This is a genomic window from Kushneria pakistanensis, assembly GCF_014652795.1.
Lineage (GTDB): Bacteria > Pseudomonadota > Gammaproteobacteria > Pseudomonadales > Halomonadaceae > Kushneria > Kushneria pakistanensis.
The window spans coordinates 21,861-34,955 of record NZ_BMZM01000005.1; the positions used below are offsets into that span (position 1 = coordinate 21,861).

The window sequence follows — 13,095 nt, forward strand, 5'->3', positions numbered from 1 at the left end:
GATGGATTACTCGAACCACGGCGCCCGGGCCGTCATGATCAGTGCCGCAGCACGTTCTTCATCCATTCCCTCAATATCCTTGAGGTCTTCAATGGACTGCTCGGCAAGATCTTCCATGGTGATAATTCCTCGCCCGGCCAGCCGGTAGGCAAGATGCTGATCCATACCCTCCATCGAGAGCAGATCCTCGGCGGGCGCGGTGCCGTCCAGTACTTCTTCGGATGCAATGGCCAGATTAAGCAATTCATCCTTGGCACGCGCACGCAGCTCTTCGACCAGCGACTCATCAAAGCCGTCGACTTCCAGCATCTCTTCCAGCGGGACGTAGGCGACTTCTTCAAGTGAAGTGAAGCCTTCTTCCACCAGCAGTCGTGCCATCTCTTCATCAATATCCAGATGATTGATGAAGTATTCGATATAGCTGTCGAGTTCCTGCTCGCGTCGTCCTTCGGCTTCCTCCTCCGTCATGACGTTGAGTGTCCAGCCTGTCAGCTCGCTGGCCAGACGCACGTTCTGTCCGCTGCGCCCAATGGCCTGCGCCAGATTATCCTCGGCAACCGCAACATCCATGGCATGGGTGTCTTCATCCACCAGGATGGAGGCCACATCGGCAGGCGCCATGGCATTGATGACCAGCTGAGCAGGATTATCGTCCCAGAGCACGATATCCACACGCTCGTTGCGAAGCTCATTGGAAACGGCCTGAACCCTGGAGCCGCGCATGCCGACACAGGCGCCGACCGGATCAATACGCCGATCATTGGTCTTGACGGCAATCTTGGCACGAGAACCCGGATCACGTGCTGCGCCCTTGATCTCGATCAGTTGCTCGGAGATTTCGGGAACCTCGATGGTGAACAGCTCCACCAGAAATTCCGGGCGGGTACGCGAAAGAATCAGCTGCGCACCGCGCGCTTCGGGATCCACGCGCCAGAGCAGTGCCCTGACACGCTCATTGAGGCGATAACGCTCGCCCGGGATCATTTCGCCGCGCGGCAGAAAACCTTCAGCGTTATCGCCCAGATCAATGATCAGGCCATCACGTGTGGTTTTCTTGACACTACCGCCTACCAGCTCGCCTTCACGCTCAGCGTACTGCCGAACAATTTCGGCGCGCTCGGCTTCACGCACCTTCTGCACGATGACCTGTTTGGCCGTCTGGGCTGCAATCCGGCCAAACTCGGCAGATTCAATCTGTTCTTCCACTACGGCATTCAGACCCAGCGGCTCATCGCGCTCTTCCGCGGCGCCCAACGGTATCTGACGTGCCGAAGTGGTGTAATCCTCATCAGGCACGACGGTCCAGCGCCTGAAGGTGTCGTAGTCACCGGTGTTGCGATTGATATGCACACGGATGTCGACATCCTTGCCTTCGTAGCGCTTGCGGGAGGCGCTGGCCAGCGCCGCCTCGACGGCTTCGAAAATAATGTCGCGGGGGACACCCTTTTCATTCGATATTGCATCGACGACCAGCAAAATGTCCTTGCTCATGCCTGTGCCTCGCCAGAAAAGTCCTTGTTATCATCAAGCATCAGTTATCAAACCCGGGCACAACACGTGCCTGCTCAATGGTCTCGATAGGAAATCCATACTCTTCGTCGTTGAACTGCAGCAGCACTTCATCACCATCAACACCTGCCAGCAGGCCCTTGAAACGACGCTGCCCTTCAAACGGGGCGCGCAGCTTCAACGTAATCGTGTGACCGGCAAATCGGGCAAAGTGAGACAGGGAATAAAGCGGGCGGTCCATCCCGGGGGAGGAAACTTCAAGTTGATACTGTCCGGGAAGAGGGTCTTCTACATCCAGAAGCGCACTTACCTGCCGACTGACATCGGCACAGTCATCCACACCGACACCATTATCGTGTTCGATATAGACAACCAATCTGGAATGCTTCCCCTGGGCACTATAATCGATGCCCCAGAGTTCGAATCCGAGCGCTGCGACGGCGGGTTCTATCAGCTTATGCAGTGTTTCTTGCCTGGTTGGCACGACATGGCCTCCTGCAGTGGCATCAGGCACCTGAGCGAAAATACAGGAGAGCAGATGAGGTGACTGATGAGCGATCTTGTTGCGCTGTAACAAAAAGCCCCTTCGATGGAAGGGGCTTTTCGGATAAATATTTCCATCCATTGACACCTGGATGGTAGCGGGGGCCGGATTTGAACCGACGACCTTCGGGTTATGAGCCCGACGAGCTACCAGGCTGCTCCACCCCGCATCAATAGCGCAATCAGTATAAGGACTTTGTCCTGCCGAATCAACATGATCCGTCTGTCGCGACTTGCAGTTCCGATGGTGCCGAAGGCGGGACTTGAACCCGCACGACCATAAGGTCACTACCCCCTCAAGATAGCGTGTCTACCAATTCCACCACTTCGGCTTTCGGTCTGGCAGAACTTTCGTTCTGCCTCGTCTGACACCAATACTTTTGTCAGACGCTTGATGAAGCACCGCCAGGCGAGTGCCTCATCACTGGCGCGAGATTATGCATCCCCTGACTCGATTCGTCAAGCGATGCATGACCTCTTGCATCAATTACTGTTATTGCTGTCCGTAGAAGGTACTGTCAGGCCATCAGCATCGTCAGTGCCCTGCTGTGCAGTGCCCGCCCGAGGAGCATCATCGCCATCATCCAGACGTGGCGCCCCGCTTCGCTGCTGCTCGATCACGCTGGCATCAGGAATACCGCTCTGGGAATCACCGCCGCGGTCCACCAGCCAGGCAAGACCCAGCGATGTCACGAAAAACAGTGCCGCCAGTACACCGGTGAGGCGGGCAAGCGTCTTGGAGGCGCCCTGCGATCCCAGTACCGTTTGCGAAGCGCCGCCGCCGAAAGCCGCACCGGCCTCGGCGCCCTTGCCGCGCTGCAGTAGCACCAGCGCAATCAGGCTGATGGCAAGAAGGACGTGAATCAGAATGATGGCAACGTACATTTAATCAACCTGCTGCGTGACAAATCGCAATAAAGTCATCGGGTTTAAGCGAGGCGCCGCCTATCAGCCCCCCATCGATATCCGGCTGTGAAAGAAGCTCGGCTGCATTGTCAGCCTTCATGCTGCCGCCATAAAGCAGGCGCATGCCTTCTCCCAGCGCGGGATCCTTGTCTGACAACCATGAACGAATCATGGCATGTACCTGCTGCGCCTGTTCAGGCGTTGCCGTACGACCCGTGCCGATGGCCCAGACCGGCTCATAGGCAATGACCAGCCTGGAACGCTGCGATGCGGAAAGAGCATCAATCACGGTTTTTACCTGACCCAGCACTACCGTTTCCACCCTGTCAGCTTCACGCTCTTCCAGCGTTTCACCAACACATAGTATCGGTGTCATCCCGGCATCAAGGGCTGCCGTAACACGGGCAAGTACGGCCTGATCATCCTCACCGAACAGGGTACGACGCTCGGAATGACCTGCCAGCACATGGCTGACGCCACATTCTGTCAGCATGGAGGCACTGACCTCACCGGTAAAGGCACCGGAAGGCTCGGGATGAAGGGTCTGGGCGCCAAGCCTTATTGCGCTGTCTGACAACGTCCTGCCTGCTGACATGAGCAACGTAAAGGGCGGAATAATGGCGACCTCGACGCTTGAGGAAACCTGTGCAGACGTCAGGGCCTGCTTCATTGTTTCCAAAAGCTCCAGCGAACCGTTCATCTTCCAGTTGCCGGCAATCAGTGGCTTACGCATGATGACTTCTCCCTAGCCTGTCCGGAACAGGAAAGTATCGGTAGATGCCTCCGCAAGGAGGGCGATGGTAATGGAGCGATGGCGCGAACACAACCACGCCCCGTTTTCTTCACGCCTGGGCAGCCGACATGCCCTGCTCGATTTCATCGGCAATTTTCTGTGCCAGTGCCTGCACATCAAAGCGGGGGCGTCCTTCCACCATAACCCGAATCAGCGGTTCTGTACCGGAGGGTCTCAGCAGAACGCGTCCCGATTCGCCCAGCGTCTCTTCGACATCCCTGACCGCATTCGTGACCGGGGCACTCTCCATGAGCGCCGTCTTGTCAACGCCGGGTATCAGACGAACATTGATCAGCGCCTGTGGTGCCTTTTCCATACCCTCCAGCAGCTCACCAAGGCTTCGCTCTTCAATGACCATGGTCGCCAGTACCTGAAGGGCAGACACAATCCCATCACCCGTGGTTTGTGCATGGCCGCACAGGATATGACCCGAAGACTCTCCGCCCAGCTGCCAGTCACGCGCCAGCATCTGCTCGATAACATAGCGGTCGCCTACCTTGGCACGTACAAAGGGGATATCAAGTTCTTCCAGCGCTGATGCCAGTCCGAAGTTGCTCATCAGCGTACCGACAACGCCACCGCCCAGCACACCACGACGCTGACGATCACGTGCAATGATGTAAAGGATGTCATCGCCATCCACGATGCGACCGGCATGATCCACCATGATCACACGGTCGCCATCACCATCAAAGGCAATCCCTAGATCCGCACCGGTCTCGAGCACCTTTTCGCGCATGACTTCCGGGTGCGTGGAGCCCACCTGCTGATTGATGTTGAGCCCGTCAGGCGTCACGCCCAGTGTAATGACCTCGGCACCCAGCTCACGAAAGACATTGGGAGCAATATGGTAGGTAGCACCATTGGCGCAATCGATCACGATCTTCAGGCCATGCAGACCGAAGCGATTGGGCACCGTTGACTTGCAGAACTCTATATACCGCCCTGCTGCATCTTCAATACGTACGGCCTTGCCAAGCCGGTCGGGACCTACCGTTTCCTGCAGACCTTCAAGCTCACGCTCGATTTCATCTTCCAGCGCGTCGGGAAGCTTGGTGCCATCCCGTGAGAAGAACTTGATGCCGTTATCCTGGTACGGGTTATGCGAGGCGCTGATGACAACGCCGGCGCTGGCCCGTAGCGTACTTGTCAGATAGGCAATGCCGGGCGTTGGCATCGGCCCCAGCAGCGCTACATCCACGCCGGCCGCCGAAAAACCGGCTTCCAGTGCAGACTCGAACATATACCCCGAGATACGGGTATCCTTGCCGATCAGCACGCGTGCCCGACGGTTTTGACGCGCAAAGACGCGCCCGGCAGCCCACCCCAGACGCAGCATGAAATCTGCCGTAATGGGCGCCTGACCTACCGTGCCGCGAATACCATCCGTGCCGAAATATTGTCTTGCCATTGCTATTTGCCTTCCTTGAGTACTGCACAGGTCATGCCAACGGCATCAGCGCTGGCAGCGACATCATGTGTTCTGATAATCCAGGCACCCTTGCTGATGGCAAGAGTTGTCAGTGCCAGACCGCCATAAAGACGCTCATCCACCTCGCGTGACAGCGAACGACCGATCATGCCCTTGCGAGACGTCCCCACCAGCAAGGGATAGCCCAGACGCTGGAGATACTCTAGGCGATTCATCAAACGCAGATTGTGCGCAAGCGTCTTTGCAAAACCAAAACCCGGGTCAACCAGCAGCCGATCGGCAGTGATGCCGGCATCACGACAGCGTTCGATCTGTTGCGCCAGAAATGCCGTCACTTCCTCTTCGATGGGACGCTCATACTGTGGGTCATTTTGCATGTTATCGGGCTCACCCACCATATGCATGAGACATACGGGTAATCCCGAAGCAGCGGCTGCTTCCAGCGCGCCCGGTCGTCGCAACGAACGCACATCATTGATCATACCGGCACCAGCTTCAGCAATGGCTGTCATCACCTCCGGTGCACTGGTATCCACTGACACCAGCGCCCCCAGCTCACTGACCAGCCGCTCTACTACCGGCACCACCCGGTCCAGCTCCTGTTGTACGCTGACAGGCGTGGCACCGGGACGGGTGGACTCGCCGCCCACATCAATGATGTCGGCGCCGTCACGAAGCATGCCTTCTGCATGGCGCATTGCGGCATCACCTGCAGCGTGTCTGCCCCCGTCGGAAAAGGAATCCGGCGTCACGTTGAGGATCCCCATCACATGGGGTCTATCCAGCGTTAGCTGGTGCCGCTGGCTGCACGACATGAAAGTAGCTGCATTGGACATTGTGACTCCTGACACATGAGCCGACGGTCTGACATTGTCATCGTCGAACATAAAAAAACCGCCCCGGAGGGCGGTCATGATACGTAAAACGAAAGTCAATGTCCGGAAGAACCGCCCAGCGGATCAGACGGACGCCGCCGAGTATCATCGGTATCGCTGCTTTCCGGTTCATCGTCAGCAGGACGAACATCCGAAGGACTATTGTCGGGTGTACCCAGGCCGCCACTCGGACCACTACTGCCCGGCTCCTTCGGCGGACGTGGATCACGTCCTTCCATGATGTCGTTGATCTGATCGGCATCGATGGTTTCGAACTTGATCAGTGCATCGGTCATCGCATCAAGCTTGTCACGATTGTCATGCAGGATCTGCTCGGCCTGCTGGTAGCACTCGTCAATGATGCGACGAATCTCGCGGTCCAGCCTCGAAGAGGTTTCCGCTGAGGTGAACTTGCTGCCACCACTACCCGGACCACCCAGGAACTGATGTGACTCGTCCTCGTCATACATCAGCGGGCCCATCTCCTGTGACAGCCCCCACTTGGCGACCATGTTATGGGCAAGCTCGGTAGCACGCTTGATGTCGTTGGAAGCTCCTGTCGTCACGCCATTGGGGCCAAGCGTCATTTCTTCAGCGATACGTCCACCGAACAGGGAGCAGATCTGACTGATGATCTGTTGACGCGTGAAACTATAGCGATCCTCATTGGGCAGGAACATGGTAACGCCCAGTGCACGGCCACGCGGAATGATGGTGACCTTGTACACGGCATCATGTTCCGGCATCAGAAGACCGATAATGGCGTGTCCGGCTTCATGATAGGCCGTGTTGCGCTTTTCCTTTTCCGACATGACCATCGAGCGCTTTTCAGCACCCATCATGATCTTGTCCTTGGCCATTTCAAGCTCGGCCATACCGATGAGACGGCGGTTCTTGCGGGCGGCAAAGAGCGCTGCCTCATTGACCACGTTGGCAAGCTCGGCACCCGAGAAGCCCGGCGTGCCACGCGCGATCAGCTCCGGTCGAACGTCATCCGCCAGCGGTACCTTGCGAAGATGTACGCCCAGAATGTGTTCGCGACCACGAATGTCGGGAAGACCGACGGTAACCTGACGATCAAAACGTCCCGGACGCAGCAGCGCAGGGTCAAGCACATCAGGGCGGTTGGTCGCAGCAATGATGATGATGCCTTCATTGGCTTCAAAACCATCCATCTCGACCAGCAGCTGGTTCAGGGTCTGCTCGCGCTCATCGTGACCACCGCCCATACCGGAGCCGCGTGAGCGACCCACGGCATCGATCTCGTCGATAAAGATGATGCAGGGTGCCTGCTTTTTGGCCTGTTCGAACATGTCGCGCACGCGAGAGGCACCAACGCCCACGAACATTTCGACGAAGTCAGAACCCGATATGGTAAAGAACGGGACACGCGCTTCGCCGGCGATGGCCTTTGCCAGCAGAGTCTTGCCCGTTCCGGGTGGACCTACCAGCAATACGCCTCGCGGGATCTGCCCTCCCAGGCGCTGAAACTTGGAAGGATCCTTGAGGAAGTCGACCAGCTCTTCAACTTCTTCCTTGGCCTCGTCACACCCGGCGACATCCTTGAAGGTGGTCTTGACCTGTTCATGGGAAAGCAGCTTTGCCTTGGACTTTCCAAAGCTCATGGGGCCGCCCTTGCCGGCGCCGCCACCCTGCATCTGTCGCATGAAGAACAAAAAGATGCCCAGAATCAGCAGGATGGGGAAGCTGGCAATCAACAGCCGTGACCAGATACTTTGCTGGTCGGGCTCCTTGCCTATAACGGTAACGTTATTGCTGAGCAAATCATCCATCAGACGCGGATCTTCAGCAGAAGGCCTGATGGTCTGAAAGGTAGAGCCATCATCGCGCTCACCACGAATGTCGTAACCATCGATGGTGACCTGACGGATCTGGTTCTTTTGGACCTGCTCGACAAACTGGGAATAATTCATCGCCTGCGGCGAGTTGTCGACACTGAAATTGTTGAACACCGTCAGCAGGACCGCTGCGATAATCAACCAGAGGATCAGATTCTTGGCCATGTCGTTCAAGGGGACACCCTCACTACGTGATTCTGCCTGCCAGGCGTGGCCCGGTATGTGTCGGATAGCTTGGGGCACGGGCTTTCGATTACAAGCTTACGCGCGAAAACCACGCCCCAGCAGATATACTTCTCGCAATCTTGGACGCGAGGCATCGGGTTTACGAATAACTACCTTATCGAACCGCAGACGCATTTCCTTTAGGTACTGATCAAAACCCTCTCCCTGAAAGACCCTGGTCAGGAAATCGCCAACTGGCGACAGCACCTGCTGCGCCATATCAAGTGCCAGCGCTACAAGATACATGGCCTTGGGCTGGTCAATGGCCATCTGCCTGCTCATATTGGGCACCATATCTGGCAGCACAACATTGACCGGCCGATTTCCGAGCGCCTCGAGCATAGCATGTAGTGTCTGCTCCTCCGTAAAGTCACCCTGAATGAAATCCATCCGCAATGACATCCATTTCAGGAATACCAGTAGCGATAACCTGTCTCTGATCTCCCACGCGAGCCATGGCGACCTTGACTCCATCCATCAGGCACGGCGCCAGGATCCACTACACTCATTCCAGGCGCAAGAAGACGATCGCGATCATCCATTTCGAGCAGCTTGTAACTTGTACGAGAGCCATCCACCCGACTGCGCTTGCTCCGGACATCATCAAAATGTTCCCTCATCCAGCCGTTATCGGGTGAAGCTTTTTGCCGGCGGCCGACTTTTTGGCGCGTGTCACGTTAACGTCCGAAAAAGGGGATTGCAGTGCCACAGCGATCAAACACCAGCACGACGACAGGAAAGGACACCACGCGCCATACAACCGTTGGCGCCACTGCCGTTGTCTGGAGTAAGATGAGGGTACATGAAAAGGGATCGAGAGTTTTCAACATATCATGAGCCTTACAGCGGCACAAAAGAAAACCCTGCGAAGCGTCGGCCACATTCTCAATCCGGTTGTTTTGATTGGTGACAAGGGCCTGACCGAGGGAGTCATGGGTGAGCTTGAGCGTGCGCTTACCGACCACGAACTGATCAAGATACGCATTGCCGGCGCTGAGCGCGACGAGCGTACCGAGATCATTCATCATCTGCTGGAGCAGTCCGGTGCCGAACTGGTACAGAATATCGGCAAGACCGCGCTGCTTTATCGCCACAACCCCAAGGCTGACCCCAGACTTTCCAACGTGGCGCGCTATACACAGTAATCATCATCAAGTTCTTGTGATTTGATGAAGATGTGCTGAATGAAAAAGCCCCCCGACAGTGTCGGGGGGCTTTTTTATGGCAGACAATACGAGCCGGCTTAACCGATATGTTCGACCGTATCGATTTCATACTCGACATCGCCACCTGGCGTGCGCACATTGACCACATCGCCTTCGGATTTACCCACCAATGCACGGGCGATGGGCGAGTTGACCGAAATCTTGCCACTCTTGATGTTGGCTTCATCTTCACCCACGATCCGGTAGGCTACTTCCTCGTCGGTATCGAGATTCAGGAGCCTGACCGTGGTACCAAAGATGACCTTGCCGGTATGTGGCATTTTGGTGACATCAATGACCTGAGCATTGGACAGGCGTGATTCGATCTCCTGAATGCGCCCTTCAATAAACCCCTGCTGCTCACGCGCTGCGTGATACTCCGCATTTTCTTTCAGGTCGCCGTGCTCGCGCGCCTCGGCTATCTCTGCGATCACGCGCGGACGATCAACACCCTTGAGCTGGTTAAGCTCTTCACGCAGGGCCTGTTCGCCCTGCACCGTCATCGGAACCCTGCTCATGCCGTTACACTCGTATGGAGTTCCTGAAGTCGCCGCACGGTAATCTCGTTACCATACTCAAGCGCCATACACACGGCACGCGCCCCAGCCAGGGTCGTGGCATAGGGCACCTTGTGTGACAGCGCCGAGCGGCGAATCATGGAAGAATCGTTAATGGCCTGCCGCCCCTCGGTCGTATTCACGATGTAGGCAACCTCATCGTTTTTAATCATGTCGACGATATGGGGACGGCCTTCAAATACCTTGTTGACCGCTTCAACCGGCAGACCGGCAGCATTCAGTGCCTGCGCCGTGCCATGCGTGGCAATCAACGTAAAGCCTAATGTTAACAGAGAACGCGCTACGTCAATAACGCCCTCCTTGTCAGGATCGCGAACCGAAAGGAACGCCCGGCGATCGCCGCTGAGCGCCGGAATGGCCTCGCCTGCCCCCAGTTGCGCCTTGTAGAAGGCTTCGGCAAAGGTCGTACCGGTGCCCATGACCTCGCCGGTCGACTTCATCTCCGGTGTCAGAATCGGATCCACTCCCGGGAACTTGTTGAAGGGGAAAACCGCTTCCTTGACGCTATAGAAGTTCGGGATGTGCTCACGGGTAAACTCAAGCTCCACCAGCGTCTTGCCGGCCATGACACGAGCGGCCAGCTGGGCCAGCGAACGCCCGATGCATTTCGAGACAAACGGCACGGTACGCGAGGCACGCGGATTGACCTCGATGACATACACCTCACCATCCTGCCAGGCCAGCTGTACGTTCATCAGACCCACGACATTGAGCTCCAACGCCATGCGCTGCACCTGATCACGCATGCGATCCTGCACGTCGGCCGGCAGCGAATAGGGCGGCAGCGAACACGCCGAGTCACCTGAATGCACGCCCGCCTGCTCGATATGCTGCATGATGCCGCCGATCACGACATCCTTGCCGTCGCTGATCGCATCAATATCCACCTCGATGGCGGCATTGAGGAAATGATCCAGCAGTACCGGCGAGTCATTGGATACCTTGACCGCGTGGGTCATGTAGTTCTCAAGCTCGTCAGCGGAGTAGACGATCTCCATCGCCCGGCCGCCCAGTACATAGGAGGGGCGCACCACCAGCGGATAGCCAATCTTTTCCGCCTTGACAAAAGCGTCCTCAAAGCTGCGCGCGGTCGCATTGTGCGGCTGCTTGAGCCCCAGCTTTTCGATCATTTGCTGAAAGCGCTCGCGGTCCTCGGCGCGATCGATGGCGTCCGGCGTCGTACCAATAATGGGTACGCCTGCGGCTTCCAGATCGCGGGCAAGCTTCAGTGGCGTTTGACCACCGAACTGTACGATCACGCCCACCGGCCTTTCCGTTTCGACAATCGCCAGCACGTCTTCAAGCGTGACCGGCTCGAAATAAAGGCGATCCGAGGTGTCATAGTCGGTCGAGACGGTTTCCGGATTACAGTTGACCATGATGGTTTCATAACCATCCTCGCGCATGGCGAGTGCGGCATGCACACAGCAATAGTCGAACTCGATGCCCTGACCGATACGGTTGGGACCACCGCCCAGCACCATGATCTTTTGCCGGTCGCTGGGGTTGGCTTCGCACTCCTCTTCATACGTGGAGTACATGTAGGCCGTGGATGTGGCAAATTCAGCGGCGCAGGTATCAACGCGCTTGAAGACCGGGCGCACATCGAGTGACTGGCGATGCTCCCTGAACGCCTTTTCGCTCACGCCGATGAGGCGTGCCAGACGCGCGTCACCAAAGCCGCGGCGCTTGTAGAAATAGACCTGCTTGCGGCTGAGATCCTTCAACGAAGCCTTGGCAATCTGGCCTTCCAGAACGATCAGCTCCTGAATCTGAATCAGGAACCAGCGATCAATTTTGGTGAAATTGAAGACCTCATCCAGCGACAGACCTGCCCGGAAGGCATCGGCCACAAAGAAGATGCGATCGGCGCCCGGGCGCTGCAGTTCGCCCTGCATCAGTTGACGCGATGCCTCGTCGAAATCAGCAAGTTTCGGGTCAAGCCCGTCAACACCGATCTCCAGACCGCGCAGCGCCTTTTGCAGCGACTCCTGGAAGGTACGTCCAATGGCCATGACCTCACCCACCGACTTCATCTGCGTGGTCAGTCGGTCGTTGGCCTGCGGGAACTTCTCGAAGGTAAAGCGCGGCAGCTTGGTCACGACATAGTCGATGGACGGCTCAAACGACGCCGGCGTTGCCCCACCGGTAATATCGTTTTGCAGCTCATCCATGGTGTAGCCCACGGCCAGCTTGGCGGCGACCTTGGCGATCGGGAAGCCAGTCGCCTTGGAGGCCAGCGCTGACGAACGCGACACACGCGGGTTCATCTCGATAACCACCATGCGTCCGGTATCCGGGTCAACGCCGAACTGCACGTTGGAGCCCCCGGTTTCCACGCCAATCTCGCGCAGTACCGCGATCGATGCATTACGCATGATCTGGTACTCCTTGTCGGTCAGCGTCTGGGCCGGCGCCACGGTGATGGAATCACCGGTATGCACCCCCATCGGGTCGAAGTTCTCGATCGCGCAGACAATGATGCAGTTGTCGTTTTTATCGCGCACGACCTCCATCTCGTACTCTTTCCAGCCCAGCAGCGACTCATCGATCAAAAGCTCATGGTTGGAAGAGAGCTCGAAGCCGCGATGGCAGATCTCTTCAAACTCTTCGCGGTTGTAGGCCACGCCACCACCGGAGCCGCCCATGGTGTAGGACGGACGAATAATGCAGGGAAAGCCCAGCTCGGACTGGATTTCCCAGGCCTCCGGCATCGAATGCGCGACCCGGGCCTTTGGGCATTCAAGACCGATGTTTTTCATCGCCTTGTCAAAGAGATCCCGATCCTCGGCCTTCTCGATGGCCCTGGCGTTGGCCCCGATCAGTTCCACGCCAAACTCATCAAGAATGCCGCGCCGGTCCAGCTCAAGCGCACAGTTGAGCGCAGTCTGGCCACCCATGGTCGGCAGCACCGCATCAGGACGCTCGCGCTCGATGATGCGCGCCACCGTCTCCCAGGTCACCGGTTCAATGTAGGTAGCATCCGCCATGGCCGGATCGGTCATGATGGTAGCCGGATTGGAGTTGACCAGAATGACCCGGTACCCCTCCTCACGCAGCGCCTTGCAGGCCTGGGCGCCGGAATAGTCGAACTCACAGGCCTGGCCGATAACGATGGGGCCTGCGCCAATGATCAGAATGCTTTTCAGGTCGGTACGTTTTGGCATGAC

At 57.2% G+C, this 13,095-nt stretch carries 10 protein-coding genes, 2 tRNA genes and 1 pseudogene; 1 reads left to right on the forward strand and 12 read right to left on the reverse strand.

The window, feature by feature from the left end; translation table 11 throughout:
- Positions 1 to 6: 6 nt before the first annotated feature.
- The 10 genes and pseudogenes from nusA to IE123_RS15515 form a co-directional block, all read right to left on the reverse strand.
- Positions 7 to 1,491 (reverse strand): transcription termination factor NusA, encoded by a 1,485-nt coding sequence (gene nusA, locus IE123_RS15470; RefSeq protein WP_189519897.1) that lies wholly within the window; start codon positions 1,489 to 1,491, stop codon positions 7 to 9.
- 40 nt (positions 1,492 to 1,531) lie between these two features.
- The gene (rimP, locus tag IE123_RS15475; protein ID WP_189519899.1) at positions 1,532 to 1,993 is read right to left on the reverse strand and encodes a ribosome maturation factor RimP; all 462 of its coding nucleotides are present in this window, start codon (positions 1,991 to 1,993) and stop codon (positions 1,532 to 1,534) included.
- 152 nt (positions 1,994 to 2,145) lie between these two features.
- Positions 2,146 to 2,222 (reverse strand) — tRNA-Met (locus IE123_RS15480).
- 75 nt (positions 2,223 to 2,297) lie between these two features.
- Positions 2,298 to 2,384: transfer RNA gene (locus tag IE123_RS15485), tRNA-Leu, on the reverse strand.
- A gap of 151 nt (positions 2,385 to 2,535) precedes the next feature.
- Entirely contained in the window at positions 2,536 to 2,937 is a 402-nt protein-coding gene (secG, locus tag IE123_RS15490) for a preprotein translocase subunit SecG (RefSeq protein ID WP_189519901.1), read from the reverse strand.
- 4 nt (positions 2,938 to 2,941) lie between these two features.
- Complete coding sequence (tpiA, locus tag IE123_RS15495; protein WP_189519903.1) at positions 2,942 to 3,691, reverse strand: triose-phosphate isomerase; 750 nt, start codon at positions 3,689 to 3,691, stop codon at positions 2,942 to 2,944.
- Between the two features lie 109 nt (positions 3,692 to 3,800).
- Complete coding sequence (gene glmM, locus IE123_RS15500; protein WP_189519905.1) at positions 3,801 to 5,162, reverse strand: phosphoglucosamine mutase; 1,362 nt, start codon at positions 5,160 to 5,162, stop codon at positions 3,801 to 3,803.
- A gap of 2 nt (positions 5,163 to 5,164) precedes the next feature.
- Positions 5,165 to 6,019 carry a dihydropteroate synthase gene (gene folP / locus IE123_RS15505; protein WP_229819813.1) on the reverse strand — a complete coding sequence of 285 codons (855 nt, stop codon included), beginning with the start codon at positions 6,017 to 6,019 and terminating at the stop codon, positions 5,165 to 5,167.
- 95 nt (positions 6,020 to 6,114) lie between these two features.
- Positions 6,115 to 8,091 (reverse strand): ATP-dependent zinc metalloprotease FtsH, encoded by a 1,977-nt coding sequence (gene ftsH, locus IE123_RS15510; protein WP_189519907.1) that lies wholly within the window; start codon positions 8,089 to 8,091, stop codon positions 6,115 to 6,117.
- Between the two features lie 87 nt (positions 8,092 to 8,178).
- Positions 8,179 to 8,762: pseudogene (locus IE123_RS15515) on the reverse strand (RlmE family RNA methyltransferase).
- Between the two features lie 213 nt (positions 8,763 to 8,975).
- Here IE123_RS15515 and yhbY point away from each other — a divergent pair.
- Entirely contained in the window at positions 8,976 to 9,287 is a 312-nt protein-coding gene (gene yhbY / locus IE123_RS15520; RefSeq protein WP_189519909.1) for a ribosome assembly RNA-binding protein YhbY, read from the forward strand.
- A 98-nt stretch (positions 9,288 to 9,385) separates the two neighbouring features.
- On the opposite strand, the gene greA is transcribed toward yhbY, so the two are convergent.
- Positions 9,386 to 9,865 carry a transcription elongation factor GreA gene (gene greA / locus IE123_RS15525; protein ID WP_189519911.1) on the reverse strand — a complete coding sequence of 160 codons (480 nt, stop codon included), beginning with the start codon at positions 9,863 to 9,865 and terminating at the stop codon, positions 9,386 to 9,388.
- Positions 9,862 to 13,092, reverse strand: a complete 3,231-nt coding sequence (gene carB, locus IE123_RS15530) for a carbamoyl-phosphate synthase large subunit (RefSeq protein WP_189519913.1) — start codon at positions 13,090 to 13,092, stop codon at positions 9,862 to 9,864. The genes greA and carB overlap by 4 nt, the downstream gene beginning before the upstream one ends.
- Positions 13,093 to 13,095 lie beyond the last annotated feature (3 nt).

Bases quoted from the DNA above. Each gene is read 5' to 3' on its own strand.
- nusA (WP_189519897.1), bottom strand. From the start codon at position 1,491: ATGAGCAAGGACATTTTGCTGGTCGTCGATGCAATATCGAATGAAAAG.
- folP (WP_229819813.1), bottom strand. From the start codon at position 6,019: ATGTCCAATGCAGCTACTTTCATGTCGTGCAGCCAGCGGCACCAGCTA.
- glmM (WP_189519905.1), bottom strand. From the start codon at position 5,162: ATGGCAAGACAATATTTCGGCACGGATGGTATTCGCGGCACGGTAGGT.
- carB (WP_189519913.1), bottom strand. From the start codon at position 13,092: ATGCCAAAACGTACCGACCTGAAAAGCATTCTGATCATTGGCGCAGGC.
- greA (WP_189519911.1), bottom strand. From the start codon at position 9,865: ATGAGCAGGGTTCCGATGACGGTGCAGGGCGAACAGGCCCTGCGTGAA.
- tpiA (WP_189519903.1), bottom strand. From the start codon at position 3,691: ATGCGTAAGCCACTGATTGCCGGCAACTGGAAGATGAACGGTTCGCTG.
- secG (WP_189519901.1), bottom strand. From the start codon at position 2,937: ATGTACGTTGCCATCATTCTGATTCACGTCCTTCTTGCCATCAGCCTG.
- yhbY (WP_189519909.1), top strand. From the start codon at position 8,976: ATGAGCCTTACAGCGGCACAAAAGAAAACCCTGCGAAGCGTCGGCCAC.